The sequence below is a fragment of the Gordonibacter sp. 28C genome, from assembly GCF_003339845.1.
In the GTDB taxonomy this organism is placed as follows: Bacteria; Actinomycetota; Coriobacteriia; order Coriobacteriales; family Eggerthellaceae; genus Gordonibacter.
Genome location: NZ_PPTR01000008.1, coordinates 77,353 through 93,044, shown reverse-complemented (window position 1 = coordinate 93,044; position 15,692 = coordinate 77,353). Strand labels below are relative to the sequence as shown.

General features: G+C 64.3%; 12 protein-coding genes. 9 read left to right on the top strand and 3 right to left on the bottom strand.

The window, feature by feature from the left end:
• Positions 1-299: 299 nt before the first annotated feature.
• Positions 300-1,187: a C39 family peptidase gene (locus C1878_RS11000; RefSeq protein WP_114601671.1), complete on the top strand. Its 888-nt coding sequence runs from the start codon at positions 300-302 to the stop codon at positions 1,185-1,187.
• A 54-nt stretch (positions 1,188-1,241) separates the two neighbouring features.
• Here the strand turns inward: C1878_RS11000 and aguA are convergent, their stop codons facing one another.
• The 3 genes from aguA to ptcA form a co-directional block, all read right to left on the bottom strand.
• A complete protein-coding gene (gene aguA, locus C1878_RS10995; RefSeq protein WP_114601670.1) occupies positions 1,242-2,357 on the bottom strand; it encodes an agmatine deiminase in 1,116 nt (371 codons plus the stop codon).
• Positions 2,358-2,487: 130 nt separating this feature from the next.
• The gene (locus C1878_RS10990) at positions 2,488-3,990 is read right to left on the bottom strand and encodes an APC family permease (protein WP_114601669.1); all 1,503 of its coding nucleotides are present in this window, start codon (positions 3,988-3,990) and stop codon (positions 2,488-2,490) included.
• A 19-nt stretch (positions 3,991-4,009) separates the two neighbouring features.
• Positions 4,010-5,044, bottom strand: a complete 1,035-nt coding sequence (gene ptcA / locus C1878_RS10985; RefSeq protein ID WP_114601668.1) for a putrescine carbamoyltransferase — start codon at positions 5,042-5,044, stop codon at positions 4,010-4,012.
• A gap of 440 nt (positions 5,045-5,484) precedes the next feature.
• Between ptcA and C1878_RS10980 the strand changes: the two genes are divergently transcribed.
• The 8 genes from C1878_RS10980 to C1878_RS10945 all read left to right on the top strand — a co-directional run bounded on the left by C1878_RS10980 (position 5,485) and on the right by C1878_RS10945 (position 15,628).
• On the top strand, positions 5,485-6,474 hold the full coding sequence (locus C1878_RS10980) for an endonuclease domain-containing protein (RefSeq protein ID WP_114601667.1): 990 nt from the start codon (positions 5,485-5,487) through the stop codon (positions 6,472-6,474).
• A 365-nt stretch (positions 6,475-6,839) separates the two neighbouring features.
• Positions 6,840-7,505 (top strand): GNAT family N-acetyltransferase, encoded by a 666-nt coding sequence (locus C1878_RS10975; protein ID WP_114601666.1) that lies wholly within the window; start codon positions 6,840-6,842, stop codon positions 7,503-7,505.
• Positions 7,506-7,527: 22 nt separating this feature from the next.
• Positions 7,528-8,376, top strand: a complete 849-nt coding sequence (locus tag C1878_RS10970; protein ID WP_114601665.1) for a MerR family DNA-binding transcriptional regulator — start codon at positions 7,528-7,530, stop codon at positions 8,374-8,376.
• Between the two features lie 44 nt (positions 8,377-8,420).
• Positions 8,421-9,761 (top strand): MFS transporter, encoded by a 1,341-nt coding sequence (locus tag C1878_RS10965; RefSeq protein ID WP_114601664.1) that lies wholly within the window; start codon positions 8,421-8,423, stop codon positions 9,759-9,761.
• A 148-nt stretch (positions 9,762-9,909) separates the two neighbouring features.
• The gene (locus C1878_RS16905; protein WP_241963706.1) at positions 9,910-11,373 is read left to right on the top strand and encodes an SDR family oxidoreductase; all 1,464 of its coding nucleotides are present in this window, start codon (positions 9,910-9,912) and stop codon (positions 11,371-11,373) included.
• A 346-nt stretch (positions 11,374-11,719) separates the two neighbouring features.
• On the top strand, positions 11,720-13,972 hold the full coding sequence (locus tag C1878_RS10955; RefSeq protein ID WP_114601663.1) for a molybdopterin-dependent oxidoreductase: 2,253 nt from the start codon (positions 11,720-11,722) through the stop codon (positions 13,970-13,972).
• Between the two features lie 2 nt (positions 13,973-13,974).
• Entirely contained in the window at positions 13,975-14,319 is a 345-nt protein-coding gene (locus C1878_RS10950) for a 4Fe-4S dicluster domain-containing protein (RefSeq protein WP_114601662.1), read from the top strand.
• A gap of 79 nt (positions 14,320-14,398) precedes the next feature.
• Positions 14,399-15,628, top strand: coding sequence for an MFS transporter (locus C1878_RS10945; protein ID WP_114601661.1), 1,230 nt, complete (start codon positions 14,399-14,401; stop codon positions 15,626-15,628).
• Positions 15,629-15,692 lie beyond the last annotated feature (64 nt).

Sequence of the window (15,692 nt, the reverse complement as noted above, 5' to 3'; positions counted from 1 at the left end):
AGCCTCCCGCACGAGGAGGGTCAAGGACTATTTTGAGAAATCTCGCGCGTCGAGCGAGGCGCTCTCGCACGTTCTGCACGCGAGTCGCGCGCCACCCTTGCGCACCGCGCGCCCGATGCGGAGAAATAAGGAGATTCCGCAGCGGGCGAAACGTTCCGACGGCATCGCGCGTGTTCTTGATAGAAGCCGAAAATCGTGGAGTCGCGATGATCGGCGCAGGCGGAGGCGCGAGCTTTCAGGTTGTTTTCAAGTTCGGACGGTACCCTCGCCTTCTCAAGAAACCGCGCGAAAGGGCAGACATGGCGGACAAGCCGACAAGACGCCAGAGCACCATCCATGGTATCACGACGTATCGGCGCCGTCCCGTCGCGGCAGGCGCGCGTCGCGGCGGCCGTCCGCTCTTTCGCCGCGGTTCCGCCTCTCGCGCGGGCCGCATGCTCGCCCGATGGAGGGCGGCGCTCGCCTGCTTCGGCGCCGGCGTCCTCGTGCTCGCGGGCGCGCTCGCGCTTCCGCTGCTCGCCTCCTCCTCGGCAGCGGCCGACGTGGACATCGAGGCGCGGGCGGCGGCCGAGGCGGCCTTGCTGCAAAGCGAAACCGGCGGTAGGGTGCGAAGCGTGGCTTTCGACGTTCCGGCGCTTTCCCAGTATCCCGAGCTTCCCACAGGATGCGAGTCGGTGGCGCTTACGAACGCGCTCATCGCCTGCGGGTTCGATCTGCGAAAAACCGAGATAGCCGAGAACTGGCTCCCCACGAGCGACCAGGACTTCGTGCACGCGTTCCTAGGCGATCCCGCCTCCCCCGACGGAAACTCCTGCATGGCCCCCGCCATCGCGAGCACAGCCTCGGCCTACCTCGACGCCCAGCGAGCCGATCTCGAGGCCGTCGACCTCACGGGCGCGCCGTTCCAAGACGTGCTGGACGAAGTGGCCGCCGGAAACCCCGTCATCGCCTGGTGCACCATAGGCCTGGAGGAGCCGGGCGACTACTACCGCACGGCGCAGGTGAACGGACGAAAGTACCGCCTGTTCACAAACAGCCACTGCGTGGTCGTGCGCGGCTACGACCTGGACGCCGGCATCGTGCTGGCCAGCGATTCGCTGGCCGGGCAGGTGGCCTACCCTCTGGAAACGTTCGCGGCCCGCTACTACGCCTTGGGCGCGCAGGCCGTGGTGCTGCGCTCGACGTAAAGAAACCCCGCCCACCAAGCGCGGACGGGGTTCTGCCACCATCGGACAGCGAAACTACCCGCGGGCAGGCTCTTGCTGGGTGATGCAGTGGATGTTGCCGCCGCCGTAGGCTATCTCGCGGGTGGGAACGCCCACGATCTCGCGGTCGGGGAACATCTCCTGCGCCTGCTGCATGGCCAGCTCGTCGTACTCGTCGCCGTACTGCGGGAAGATCACGGCGTCGTTCACGATGAGGAAGTTCATGTACGAGGCGATGGCGTAGTCCTCCGTGGTGCGGGGCAGCGTGCCCTCCACGACGTCGATGGCGTCCACTTCCTCCTGCGACATGTAGGTGGGAACCTTCGGCATGGTGAGCTTGTGCACCTTGAGCTGGCGGCCCTTCGCGTCGGTGGCGTTCGAGAGCGTCTCGTAGGCGGCGTGGGCGGCTTCGTAAAACGGGTTGTCCTCGTCGTCGGTCCAGATGCAGGCCACCTCGCCGGGGCGCACGAAGCACGCCACGTCGTCGATGTGGCCGTTCGTCTCCTCGGGGTCGATGCCGTCCTTGATCCAGATGACCTTATCCGCGCCCAGGTACTGGCGCAGGTAGCCCTCGATGTCCTCCTTCGAGAGCTCCGGGTTGCGGCCTTCGGACAGCAGGCACATCTCGGTGGTCAGGACCGTGCCCTCGCCGTCAACGTGGATGGAGCCGCCTTCCAGCACGAAGTCGTCGGGGCGGTAGCGCACGGCGCCGGCCAGATCGGCCACCTTCACGCCCACGAGCGCGTCCTGGTCCCATGGGAAGTACAGGCCGTCCACGAGCCCGCCCCACGAGTTGAAGTGCCAGTGCACGGCACGCACGTCGCCCTCGTCGTTCTTGACGAACGTGGGGCCGCAGTCGCGGATCCACGCGTCGTCGGATTCCATCTCCACGACGAGGATGTTGTCGTCGTCGGACAGCGTGTAGCGCGCGGCTTCGTAGTCCTCGGGCTTCACGCCCACGCACACCGGCTCGAAGCGCGCGATGGCGCGCGCCACCTCGGCGTAGGCCTTCTGCGCCGGCTTCGCGCCGTCGCGCCAGTTGTCGGGCCGATGCGGCCACAGCATCCAGACGCGCTCCTGCGGCTCGAACTCGCCCGGCATGCGGTAGCCGTCCTGCTTGGGGGTGGATTGCTCTTCGTAAATGGTTTCCATGCGCTTCGTCCTTTCAAACGTCGTATCAGTATACCGAAGCCCGCGAGGCGTCCGCCGGCGGGCTCGCGGCTGCCGCGCGCGATCCCTCGACTCCGCGCCTACGGCGCACCGCTCAGGATGACAGGGGCAGCTACACCAAATCGCGCGGTTCGCGGCCGATGAGCTCGTCTTCCTCGATGGCGATCTTCTCCGACTCGGGCATCTCCTCGTAGCCGTGGGCCACGTCGAACGCCAGCGGGTCGCCGTGCGACCCCATGCCGCCGTAGTCGTCCTTGCGCCCGCGCGCCGACAGCACGCGCACGATCTCGCCTATCACCACGAAGCACAGCACGCCGATGAGCATGGGGATCTTCGACAGCTCTTCCTCGGAGCCGTTCAGCGGCACGATGGTGGCGATGATGGCCAGCACCAGCAGCACGACCGGCAGCCACGTGACCACCAGCAGCACGCCACGCCCGCCCGGCACCTTGAACACGCGGTTCGCGGCGGGGTCAACCCGACGCAGCTTCATGAGCGCCGGGAACATGGGAATGTAGCTGATCAGCAGGAACACGATGTTCATGGAGAAGAAGATCCAGAAGAACCCGTCGAAGCCGGCCATCTCCATGAGCGGCGACAGCAGCACCAGCACGCTCGCCACGATGCCGTTGATGATGGCGGCGCCGGTGGGCATCTGGTTCTTCTTGCTCTCGTGCGCGAAGGGCTTGGGCATGTTCTTCTTGCGGGCCGCGTGCTCGGCCACGAAGTTCACGCCGAACGACCAGCTGACCATGTTGCCGAACAGCGTGACAAGGAACACGATGCCCACCACGACGAACAGCAGGCTGCCCACGCCGGACATGATGCCCACCGCGTCCATGATGCCCGAGTCGAGCGACACGTCGAACGTCGGGATGGCCGCGCTGATGCCGAACGAGCTGAACAGGTACAGCGCCGCGATGGCGATGCCGCCGGCGATGATGGCCTTGGGTATCTGCTTGCTGGGGTTCTCCATCGACCCCACGTAGGTGGTGATGACCTCGAAGCCCATGAAGTTGAACAGGATGATGGACAGGTACGTGAGGCTGTTCGAGTCGAGGGTGGGCAGGAACGTCTCGGGTGCCATGTCGTTGGCGAAGCCGTAGTTCACGGCGTACCAGATGCCCAAGCCGCCCACCACCACGGCTATGGCCACCTTGAGCACGGCCGCCAGGTTGAGGATCCACGCCGAGTCCGACACCTTCGAAAAGCTCAGGAACACGACGATCCAGATGAACGCCAGCTCGATGAGCAGCGTGGGCAGGATGTCGAGCTCCATGCCCGTGATCATCTGGATGGTCTCGGGGAACAAAAACGCGAGGGAGGCCATCCATAACGGGAAGTTGATCCAATAGTACCAGCTCACGCGGCTGCCCCATTTGTCGCCGAACGCGCGGCGCACCCAATCGTACAGGCCGCCCTCGTCGTCGTAGGTGGTGCCCAGCTCGCTCACCACCAGGCCGTACGGCAGCAGAAACGCGATGATGAGGAATATCCACCAGAAGAACTGCGAGTTGCCGATGGCGGCGGCCGGAGCCGCCGCCTCCGCCACGAACACGACCGTGATGACCGAGAGTATCGCGTCGACGAGGCGGAATTTCTTGTTCTTTGCCATGAGACAGGCTCCTTCCGCCCTACGCCACCGGTACTTTGCCGATCTTCTCCAGCATCTCGTTCACGCGGTCGCGGGCGTCGCTCGTGGCGTCCTCGTCCTTCACGGTCTCAGGGCAGAAGTACGCCAGGAGGCCACGGATGGAATGCTTGCGGTTCTCCGCCTCGTCCCAGCAGATGGACTTGGGACCGTCGATCACGGCGTCCGTCACCTCCTCGCCGCGCGAGGCGGGCAGGCAGTGCATGAACTTGGCGTCCGGAGCCGCCATGTCCATGAGCTCGGGCGTCACCTGGTACGTGGGGTAGAAGATGGCCATGCGCTCGTCCTTCGACAGCTCCTTGTCGTACAGGCCGTACCACACGTCGGTGTATACGAAGTCGGCGTCCTTCATGGCGGCTTCGCGGTCGTCGGTCACCGACACGCTACCGCCTGACACCTCGCAGTTCTTCTTGCCGACGGCCAGAAGCTCGTCGGAAATCTGATGGCCCCGAGGGCCGTACTGCACGAAGTCCATGCCCATCTTCGAACAGATGAACATCTCGGACACGCACACCTGCGTGGCGTCGCCCACGAACACCATCTTGCAGTCCTCGATGTTCTTGCCCTCGGGCAGATGCTCCATCATGGTCAGCAGGTCGCCCATCTCCTGCGTGGGATGGTTGTAGTCGGACATGCCGTTGATGACCGGCGCCGGCGAGTACTTCGCCAGGTTCACCAGATCCTCGTGGCGGTCGACGCGGGCCATGAGGATGTCCACCAGACGGCCCATGACGCGCGCGGAGTCCTCGATGGTCTCGTGCCCGCCCAACTGGATGGTGCCCGGCGCAAAGAACTCGCCGGCGCCGCCCAGGTCGGTCATGGCCGTCTCGAACGAGATGCGCGTGCGGGTGGAAACCTGCTGGAAGATCATGCCGAGCGATCGGTGCTTCAGCACGAGCGGGTAGGCGCCCTTCTGGATCATATGCTTCATGGCCAGCGACAGATCGATGATGTCGAGCAGCTCTTCTTTCGTGAAATCGTTGGTGTCGATGAAGTCTTTCTTGGTCGAATGTGCCATGGCGTCCTCCTGTCGGTCGGGTTGCACGCGCAGCCCTACCTGTAGGCAGAAGATGGGCGGCGCGCCTGTTCATACGCACCCGATTGTGCCGAAAGGCCGTGCGGACGCAGGCACCGACCCTCGGTTGAAGCCGAAGCGTTTGCCGCGTTCAACCGGCACGACACCCGAGAAGGACCCATCGCGCAGAAAGACCGGGGTAACCAAGAAGCCCCCCTTGCCGCAAGGAATACGCCTTTCGTAGCCGAAGCCGTTTCGTTGAAGCCCGAAGACCCCTCGGAACATGAAATCTTCTCAGAGCGAACTTCACATGCTAGAATGACGCCATCGAAGAGCCAGTACGGGCGCCCTTCTCGCGAAGCGGCCCATCATGGAAAACGTGCCCTCGTTTCCTTTTCCACGCCCGCAAGATCCTCAAAACCTCAGGGCCACGAGGAGGCACGGTGCATCCAATCCCTCTATGCTTCGGACACATAACGGCATTGCAGATACTGCGCACGACGAACACGAGCGAACGCAGCCTTTTGCGCAGCGGTCCGCGCACATTGCCGAGCGAAGCGCCAAACGCGAAAACTTTTTGCCGATCGATCGAGCTGCTCAGGGCCTCCCACCCCACCATGGTTATCGAGCAGCCGGCCCACATCCTGGTGTCCCGCACATCTCAATGCCGATCTTCAAGCGCGTTCACGGCCCACGCCTGCTCGGCGGAGTTGCAGGGGTGCTCGCTTCTCCGGCTTCAAGACGGCGTGTACACCAGCTCGGCCGCCCTCGCTTTCACCCATCTTGCCGCGCAGGAGAAAAGCGCGATCGCCTTGCTGGAACTGGGATACGAGCTTTGCGGCACGTATCAAACCAGGCGAACCGGCGTGCTATCAGGCTACCAAGTCGAGCCATTGGCTTCCATCCGGGCCCTCGAAGCCTTCATCGCACGAAACCCATCGCTTCGAGGCGCTGCCAAAGCCGCGAAAACGCTACACTACATGACCAACGGCTCCGCCTCTCCGCGCGAGACGAAGCAAGCTCTCGTGCTCGGCCTCCCCCTGATGTACGGAGGATACGGATTGGGCATTCCCCGTATGAACTACGAGGTGAGGGCAAGTCCGGCCGCGCGAGCGCTCACGGGAAAATCGAGCTTCCGGTGCGATCTGTGCTGGCCGGAGGCAAAACTCGACGTCGAATATCAAAGCAGGGAATCGCACTCCGGAGAGGAAAAACGCCTCGAGGATTCCCGAAGGACGAACGCCCTTGCCGCCATGGGGTGGACGGTCTTCTGCATCACGAACGACGAATTGGACAGTATGGTCGCCACTGACACGATCGCGGATACGATTCGAAGACATCTGGGGAAGCGATCGCAGGTGCGCGTGTCCGGCTACCATGCAAGAAAATTGAAATTGCGCAGGCAACTCGGCCTTCCCGTCGGGTACAACTAATCGCCGGTGCACCTCGAAAGCGGTTTTTCGCACAAAAAGTGCCGACGTTCGATTCCTTGCAAGCAAGCGCGAAAACGAGGACGCAGACCATCTTTGAAAACCCGCAGTTCGAAGGCGATCGGCATGGACTGGAGCCTTTTTCGGCCACGCTCCCGATTTCCAAAAGTCAAACGTCGGCACTTTTTGTGCGAAATACCGGAAATCGCATGCAGCCACCCGTAAAGGAAGCGCGCTCGTCGCACACGAGCGGTATTCTGCAATGGCGTCGCACAGTAGCGAGCACGGACGCGCTCGCTCGACAAGGCGGCGAGAACATGGGAGAATCGACGGTGCTTCGACGCTTCGCGACCGAAAGGACTCCCGCCATGCAGCTACCCGGACTCGTCACCGTACCGCACGATCAGGCCGCGCTCCTCGACGAGCTCGCCAACATGGTGGGCACGTGCTTCCTCGAAGAGAAGTGGCACACGACCTGGCTCGAAGTCCTCGACGACCTCGGAGCGGATCGGAGCCGCAAGCTGGCTATCACGCAGGCCGTCATCCGCGCGGACTACGAGATCACCTCCCCTTACGGATGCGTCTACACGCTGGACGACCGTGCGGGAGCGGCGAACGTGTACGTGCGCAGCGAGCTGGGCGATACAAGCTGGCCCAAGCTGGAGGAACAGTCGGCGCGCCGTTTGGAAAGCGCGCTCACCGCGCGCGAGCAGGAGGTGCTCTTCCCGCGCGCCGAGGCCATGGAGCCCCTCTCCGACACGAATTGGCCCCTTGCCTGCGCCGGCCCCGACGACGATTACCTGTACTTCATCTCCGCCGGCGTCGACCCCGACCGCCGCGGCAGCGGCGCGTTCGGGCGGCTGTTCAGGCCCTTCCTCGCCTGCGCCGACGAGCGCGGCATCGCGTGCTACCTCGATTGCTACACCGACCGCCTAGAAGGCATCTACGGGCATTACGGCTTCGAAACGGTGGAACGCAAGACAGCCCCCGGCTTCGACCTGGTCGAACGCTGCATGGTGCGTCGCCCCCGGTAGCGGCGGCGAGAAGGAAGGCATCGTGCGCTCGAAGGAAATAGCCGACCTGGCCGGCGTCTCGGTGCGAACGCTGCGCCACTACCACGCCATCGGGCTCTTGCCCGAGCCGCCGCGCGGCGCGAACGGCTACCGCGAGTACGGATTCGACGATCTGGCGCGCCTGCTGCGCGTCAAACGGCTCACCACGCTGGGGTTCTCGCTCGAGCGCGCAGGCGCGGTCATCGACGAGCTCGACGCACCCGAGTCCACGGTCGACGGCTCGCTCGATGAGCTCGACGCCGAACTGGCGGCGCAGATCGAGCGGCTGGAAGAGCAGCGCCGCACCATCGCGCTGCTTAAACGCGAGCGTTTGGACCCCGATCTGCCGGTGCGGTTCGCCCAAGCCATGAAGATGATCTCAGACGCCAAAGACGATGCCGACGGCTCATCGGAAAGCGAACGCACCCTGCTGCAGCTGGCCGCGAACGTCTTCGACGAAGAGGCCCTCGTCGAACTCGAAAACGTCGCAGTCGCCATACGCGACCGAGGGCTCTCCGAAAAAACGCTCGACCTCGACCGACGCGTGGGAGAATTGCCGCCAGACGCGAGCGAGAACGATCGCGCGGCGCTGGTGGCCGAGGCCGTGGAGCTGCTCGCACCGCTGTTCGACGCCTTCGACGAATCGAACTGGAACCGGCCCCATACCCCCTCGGAGCTTATGGTGATGGACTACCAGAACGTTATATACAACGAGGCGCAAAGCGACGTGTTCAACCGCATCTACCAAGCCCTCGAAGAGATGATCGTCGCGCGCAAAGTGCCCGGAAGCGCTTCCGTTCAAAGGTCCTCCACAACTGGCAGGTTGCTTCTTGACTCCGACGTAACGTCGTAGTTTTAGATCGTTCCCGAACCAATTGTCATTGGGAAGGAACGATCATGGCGCACCGACCGAACACCGTCAGATTCCTCGCCTCGAGCGCGCTGTCGCTGCTGGGCAACTCCGTTGCGAGCGTCGTGCTGCCCCTCGTGCTGCTCGCCCGCACCGGCGACGCGCTGGCGGCGGGCACGCTCGCCCTCGTCTGCGCCGTGCCGCAGATGCTGGCCGGCTTGCTGGGAGGGGCCCTGCTCGATCGGCTGAACCGCCGCAACGTGTCCATCGTGTCCGACTTCGTGTCGGCCGCGAGCATCGCGCTCATGCCCGTGGTGGACATGGTGTGGGGCTTGAGCTTCGGCTGGTTCGTGGTGCTGGGGCTGCTAGGCGCCGTGGGCGACATCCCGGGCATGACGGCACGCGACACCCTGCTGCCGGCCGTCACCAAGCGCGACGGCGTCGACTTGCAGCAGTTCCTGGGCGTGAGCCAGTCGCTCGACTCGCTCGTCACCATCATAGGGCCCGCGCTCGCAGCCTTCCTCATCGGGTTCGGCGGCGACATCAACGCGCTGTGGGTCACGGCAGCCCTCTCTTGCTCGGCGGCGCTCGTCACCGCCACCTTGCCCCGCGACGTGGGCGCCGTGTCCGCCGGTGAGCGCACGGCCGCAAGCCCCGAAATCGCTGCGAACGGCGAGGCGGGAGCAGCCGTCGGCGACAACACGTCGCCCCTGCGCAGCGTTGTCGCCGCGGCGCGGGCTTCGCTCTCAGACGGCGTGCGCGTCCTTTTCAAAGACGACGCCGTGCTGCGGGCCTCCACCTTGCTCACGTTCGGCATCGTCATGGTCATGGGGAGCTTCCAGGGACTCGTGCTGCCCATGCACTTCACGGAGACGGGCCGTCCCGAGCAGCTGGGATACGTGCTTTCGGCGCTTTCTGCCGGCATGCTGGCAGGGTCGCTCGGCTACGCCGCCTTGGCACCGCGCGCCCGCAAGCGAGCCTGGTACGTCGCGTCGCTCGCCGGCATGGCGGCGGGCGTGGCTGTCATGGGCACGCTGACCTCCTTCCCCGCCTTGATAGCCGGCGCGGTCGTGCTCGGCATCACCGCCGGGCCCGCGTCGGCCCTGCTCGGCTTCTTCGCCTACGATCGCATTCCCGCCGAGCGCCGCGGCAGCGCCCTCGGCACGCAGAACGCGCTTTTGCTGGCAGCCGCGCCGGTTGCCATGTTCGCCACTTCAGTGGTGGTGTCCGCCGCGGGCACGGCCGTCGCGGCGCTCGTCCTCGTGGTGGCTTGGATGCTCGTCACGCTGGGGGCGTTGGTCGTCAAGAGCATGCGGAAGCTCGATTTCCTGGACGAATGCGAGCCTGCGGTCGCCGCCGACCTCGCACAGGGGCCCGACGCCTCCTAGCGACCGCGCTTTCAGGTTGATGGCATGTGCGTTGCGCCTTCGCAACGCACGGCGGACACGCGGAAAGCAGGTCGCCGAGCGGCGTACCATGCAGGCTTCACGACCCGGACGCCGCGAAATCCGGCGTCCTCAACGAAAGGAGCGCCCCATGGCTGAAACCGCCTTGATAACCGGCGCGACGAGCGGCATCGGAGAGTCCCTCTGCCTGCTGTTCGCCAGCGACGGCTACGATCTGGTCACCGTCGCCCGCGACGAGAAATCCCTGAACAAGCAGGCCGACGAGCTGCGCGTGCTCGGCGTCGACGTGCTGCCCGTCGCCTGCGACCTGTCCGACCCCGACTCCGCGCGCACCATATTCAAACGCGTGTGCGAGGCGGGCAAGCACATCGACGTCCTCGTCAACGACGCGGGGTACAGCCCCGCCGGCCAGTTCTCCGACCTGCCCGTCGCGGACATCCGCGCGATGATCCAGGTGAGCGTGACGAGCCTGGCGGAGCTCACGCGCGTGTTCCTCCAGCCCATGCTCGAGCGCGGACACGGCCGCATCCTCAACATGAGCTCCATGATGGCGAAGACCCCCTGCCCCTACAACGCGCTCTACGGCGCGGCGAAGGTGTTCGTGCTGTCGTTCTCCACCGCGCTCGCCCGCGAACTCAAGGGCACGGGCGTGACCGTGACCACCGCCTGCCCCGGTGCCACGCGCACGAACTTCCCGAAGAACGCCGGTCTCCAGAACGCGCCGGCTTGGAAGTACTTCTCCATGAACGCCGACGAGACGGCCATCCGCGTGTACCGCGCGCTCATGCGCGGCGAGCTGTGCGCCGTGACCGGCTGGTACAACAAAGTGGGAGCCGTCTCGGTGCGCCTTATGCCCATGGATATGCAGCTGAGCGTGGGCGAGTGGCTCATAGGCACGCGCAAGCACCCGCTCGACCACGAGGGAAACGAACCCTCGGAGGAGAATCGAAGCGCAGAGGGCAAAGGCGGCGAAGGCGGGAAGAAGCACTGCTCGCGCAAGCACCGACACGGACGCGACCAGCACGGCGAGGGCCGGAAAGACGGCCGTCCGCCGTCGTCCGACGACGGCGGCGCGCCGCGCGACCCGTCGAAGGGCTACGAGCGCCAGCATCCGCTAGGCCGCGACGACCAGCGCGGATACTACGAGGGCGGGCGCTTGGCCCGCAAGAGCCCCTGGGCGGCGGCAGCGCGGAAAGTCGCCGGCGTCCAAGCGATATTCCAGCACGAGCAGCACGCGAACGCCTGGCCGCGCCAGAACGTGTCGCCCGGCTACGACCGTTTCGAAAACGAGCGGAACGCCCGCGAGCAGCATGGCCAGACAGGCCAGCAGGCCCCCCAAGCCTTCCCGCCCACGTTCGAGCACGCCTCCCAGCAGAAAGGCGCGACGGCGAACGATCCCTGCGGAGGCGGTCGCGGCTACCGCGCGGCAACGCTCGGCTGCGACCTCTCGAAGCAGAAGAACCCCGGTTACGACGCGCAGCAGAAAAAGTCCGGCGAGCGGTCCGACGGCGAAAAGCGCCATGCAGGCCCGCAGCGCGACGGCGAGCCCATCGGCCTCGGCCGGTTCGCCTGGCACGGTCCCTACGCCGAATAGGACCAACCCCTCCATGCGGCCGGGCTCGATTCGAGTCCGGCCCTCAGCTTTGCCAGTCCGTGGAGCCGATCTCCCCCAGCGAGAACGCGTGGCCGTCGTTGGAGAAAAACCTTTTATCCTCCTGAACTGCGAATTCGCAACATCCACCCTTCTCATACCATCGGTAGGAGAAGGGGGTACATACATAAATCACCTCTCGAAACTTTCATATACGCCCAGCGAGCGATTTCCCAACGCGCACCGCTGTGGAACCATACCAGCAGGCTTTGGCTCAACGAGCCTCACCTCGTGCGGCCGTCGAGTCAAGACCGCAGATTCTGGGGAACATGGAAGGAGAGGGAGCGTGATGGTAGAGAAGAGAGACTACACCACCGTCGAACACGAAAAACCGTATCGCTACGACGAAGACGGACTGCACGTAACCAGGGGGTGTGGATGGTCTGCGCCGGGATGCCATCTCGGCTGCGGCGTCCTGCTGTACACCGACGACGACGGCAAGCTTGTCAAAGTGGAGGGAGACCCGGAGAATCCCTTCAACCAAGGGCGCCTGTGCGTCCGCTGCCTCGATTTGCCCGAAGTCGTCTATTCGCCGGACCGTATCCTGCACCCGATGAAACGCGACCCCGAGAACCGCGGCAAGAACCGATGGGAACAGGTGGGCTGGGACGAGGTGCTCGACGAAATCGCCGGGAAGATACTAGAAGCCAAGGAAGAGTACGGCCCGGAATCCGTTGCGTTCTACTCCGGGACCGGCCGCGACATCGGGCAGTACATCACGCGCTTGTGCTGGGGATTCAACAGCCCCAACTTCGTGTTCATGATGTCGGGCCAGTCGTGCTATTCGCCCCGCGTCGCAGGCTGCTTCTCCACCTCGGGCTCGTTTTGGGTCGGCGACTATGCGCAGCAGTTCCCCGACCGCTACGACAACCCGCAGTGGGAGCGGCCCGAACTCATTGTTATCTGGGGCAACAACCCCGTCGTCTCGAATTCCGACGGCCTGTACGGGCACTGGGTCGTCGACTGCATGAAGATGGGCACTGCGGCCATCGTCGTCGATCCCCGCCTCACCTGGCTCGCCTCGCGGGCCGAGCTCTTCCTGCAGATTCGCCCCGGCACCGACGGCGCCCTTGCCCTCGGCATGGTTAACTACCTCGTTGAAAACGACCTCTACGACCACGAGTTCGTCGATCTGTGGTGCTACGGCTTCGACGAGCTGGCGAAACGCGCCCAAGACTACCCGCTTGACGAGGTTGCCGAGATCACGGAGATCCCGGCGGAAGAGATCGCTGCCGCCGCTCGCCGCATCGGCACGGCCGAGCGAGCCATCCTCCAATGGGGCGTCGCCATCGACCAGATCAAGGAGACCATCCCGACCGCGCAGGCCGTGCTCGCCCTGTTCGAGATAACCGGCAACATCGGCAAACCCGGCACGATGCAGCAGCCCGCAAGCATCCTCAACTACGCAGCCGGCTGGGGCTCCGAATTCCTCACGCCGGAGCAGGAGGCGAAACGCATCGGCCAGGAGGAGCACCCGCTTATCAAGATGGGCTTCCAAGAGTGCGTGACCGACGACTACATCAGGTGCCTCGAGACGGGCAAACCCTACCCCATCAAGGTCGCGTGGATGCAGACCACCAACCCTTTGGCCTGCACGGGCGTCGACGCGAAGCGCACCCTCGCCGCGCACATGAACATCGACACCATCGTGTGCGTGGACCTGTTCATGACGCCGACGGCGATGGCGCTGGCAGATTACTTCCTGCCCGCGTGCACGTACGCGGAGCGCAACGGACTGCGCATCGGCGACGGCGCGCAGCGCGCCGAAACCATCAACAAGGCGATAGAGCCCTTGGGCGAGTCGAAGTCCGACATGCAGATAGCCCTCGAAATCGGCAAACGCATCTCGCCGGAGGCTTGGCCTTGGGAAACCGTGGAGGACATGTACTCCGACATCCTCGAAGAGACGGGCCATTCCTTCGAGGAAATGCAAGAGCTGGCACCCGGCTATCCGCCGTTCGACTATCGCATGCACGAGAAAGGCCTTCTGCGCGCCGACGGCGGCGCCGGCTTCCAAACCGCAACCGGGCGCATCGAGCTGTGGTGCACCATGTACAACTCCTTGGGTCTCGACCCGCTTCCCTCGTACGAAGAGCCTGTTCCCAGTCCTCGATCGACGCCGGAGCTGTTCGAGGAGTACCCGCTCGTGCTCACGACGGGCGCCCGCGTTTGGAGTATGTTCCACTCGGAGCATCGCCAGATACCGCGCATGCGCGCCCTTCACCCCGAGCCGCTCGTTTACGTCAACCCGGTTACCGCCGCGAAGCACGGCGTGAAAGACGGGGACTGGGTATGGCTGGAGAACCAGCACGGGCGATGCAAACGCCAGGTACGCGAAACCCCTATTGTGAACGAGCACACCATAAACACCGACCATGCCTGGTGGCGCCCGGAAGCGCCTTGCGAGCTCGACGATGGCCTCTACGACCTGTGGGACCTCACCGTCGAAAACCTCCTGCCCTACGACTGCGGCGCATCCGGCTTCGGCGCGAACTACAAGAACACGATATGCAAAATGTATCCGGCAGGGGAAGGAGCGTAGCTATGGGCGCGAAAGGATTGCTGGTCGATTACGAGTGGTGCTCGGGCTGCCACACCTGCGAGGTGGCCTGCCAGCTTGAGCACGGCTACCCGAGCGATCAATGGGGCATCAAAGTGCACGAAGTGGGTCCGTGGGAATACGCCCCGAAGAAATGGCAGTACAGCTACCTGCCCGCGCCCACCGACCAGTGCGATTTGTGCGCCGATCGCATCGCGAAGGGCCATGAGCCCACCTGCGTGAAGCATTGCCAAGCGCAGGTTTTGAAGTACGGGGATCTTGAAGGCTTGGCGCAGGAGCTCGCCCGCAAGCCAAAGCAAACCCTGTTCTCCTGCGAGGCGTCGGCGTAGAACCAAACGTATTCGTGTCGGCGCCGACAAGAGGGGAAATACCGTTCGGCGCCGACAGACAAGAAAGGGGATACCAATAATGAGCAAGAAAAGTCGGGCATGGATACCCGTGTGGGCCATCATCATAGCCAGCGTGTTCATCGCGTTCGAGTACGGCAAGGTGCCGCCCGCCGCACCAAACATGATGGAGGTGCTCGGCATCTCCTACACCACCCAGGGTCTCATGATGACGATGTTCTCCATCGCGGCCGTCGTCATGGCGCTGTTCGGCGGCGCGCTCATGGACCGTTTCGGCGCGCGCAAGGTGGTCAGCATCGCCTTGCTCGTTTCCATCGTGGGCAACGTCGTGGGCTTGTTATGGACAAGCGACGTGGGCATTCTGGTAACCCGTGCACTCGAGGGTTGCGGGTACGGCGCGGCCATGACCGCCGGACCGGGCATTATCGCCATGTGGTACGAGCCGAAGAAGCGTGGGCTCGCCAACGGCGTGTGGGGCGCGAACGTCGGCTTCGCCATGATGATCGTGACGCTGTCCGCCACCCCCATCATGGAGAGCGGCAACTGGACCGGCATGTGGGTGTTCGGCCTCGTCGGTGCCGTGTTGGCCTTTTTGCTCGTGATCGTTTGCGTCAAGGCTCCCGCCGAATCCGAACGCAAGGATCTGGAGGAATCCACCGGCGTCAAAGAAGATTCCGAGAAGCACGGGGTTCTGTGGGGCTACCTTGCGCCGTTGTCCCTCTTAAGCGCCGTCATGTTCTTCCTCGTCGGCGGTTCGACCGACGCGTTCAACGCTTTCACCATTCCTTTCCTGAACGTCGAGAACGGCTGGAGCGAGGGTGCGGCGAACATGTGCGCGACCATTGCGGCGGCAGGTATGCTGGTTGGCGGCACCGCCATGGGCCTTGTTCTCGCACGGACGAAGGACAAGGGCATGCTTCTTTTCGTCGATATGCTGGTGTGCGCCATCGGCCTCTTCCTGTGGTTTAATCTGGACATCGGCGTTGTCGGAACGTATGTCGTCGCCTTTGTCCTTGGATGCTTCCTCGGTGCCGCCCCGACCGTCTTTTTCGCGATGGCTCCCGAAGTTGCGCGTTCGCCGAAAACGGTTGGCGCCGCAACCGCCGTCGTGGTGCTCGGGCAAAACGGCGGCACGTTGGCGGTGCCCGCGATTGTCGGCATGATTCTCGACAGCGCCGGCTACAGCGCGGCGGCTACGACCATGGGAGTGCTGTCTTTGGCGGCGTGCGCGATCTGCCTGTTCGCGTTCCGTCGCATCTACAACAAGAGCAACCGCAGCACGCTCGAATAGCAACAGGTCGAATACGCTATTTGAAACGGTTGGGCGTCGATTTCGGTCGACGCCCAACCTGAAG

Coding starts and splice junctions, on each gene's coding strand:
- C1878_RS11000 (WP_114601671.1), top strand. CDS start 300: ATGGCGGACAAGCCGACAAGACGCCAGAGCACCATCCATGGTATCACG.
- aguA (WP_114601670.1), bottom strand. CDS start 2,357: ATGGAAACCATTTACGAAGAGCAATCCACCCCCAAGCAGGACGGCTAC.
- C1878_RS10990 (WP_114601669.1), bottom strand. CDS start 3,990: ATGGCAAAGAACAAGAAATTCCGCCTCGTCGACGCGATACTCTCGGTC.
- ptcA (WP_114601668.1), bottom strand. CDS start 5,044: ATGGCACATTCGACCAAGAAAGACTTCATCGACACCAACGATTTCACG.
- C1878_RS10975 (WP_114601666.1), top strand. CDS start 6,840: ATGCAGCTACCCGGACTCGTCACCGTACCGCACGATCAGGCCGCGCTC.
- C1878_RS10965 (WP_114601664.1), top strand. CDS start 8,421: ATGGCGCACCGACCGAACACCGTCAGATTCCTCGCCTCGAGCGCGCTG.
- C1878_RS16905 (WP_241963706.1), top strand. CDS start 9,910: ATGGCTGAAACCGCCTTGATAACCGGCGCGACGAGCGGCATCGGAGAG.
- C1878_RS10955 (WP_114601663.1), top strand. CDS start 11,720: ATGGTAGAGAAGAGAGACTACACCACCGTCGAACACGAAAAACCGTAT.
- C1878_RS10950 (WP_114601662.1), top strand. CDS start 13,975: ATGGGCGCGAAAGGATTGCTGGTCGATTACGAGTGGTGCTCGGGCTGC.
- C1878_RS10945 (WP_114601661.1), top strand. CDS start 14,399: ATGAGCAAGAAAAGTCGGGCATGGATACCCGTGTGGGCCATCATCATA.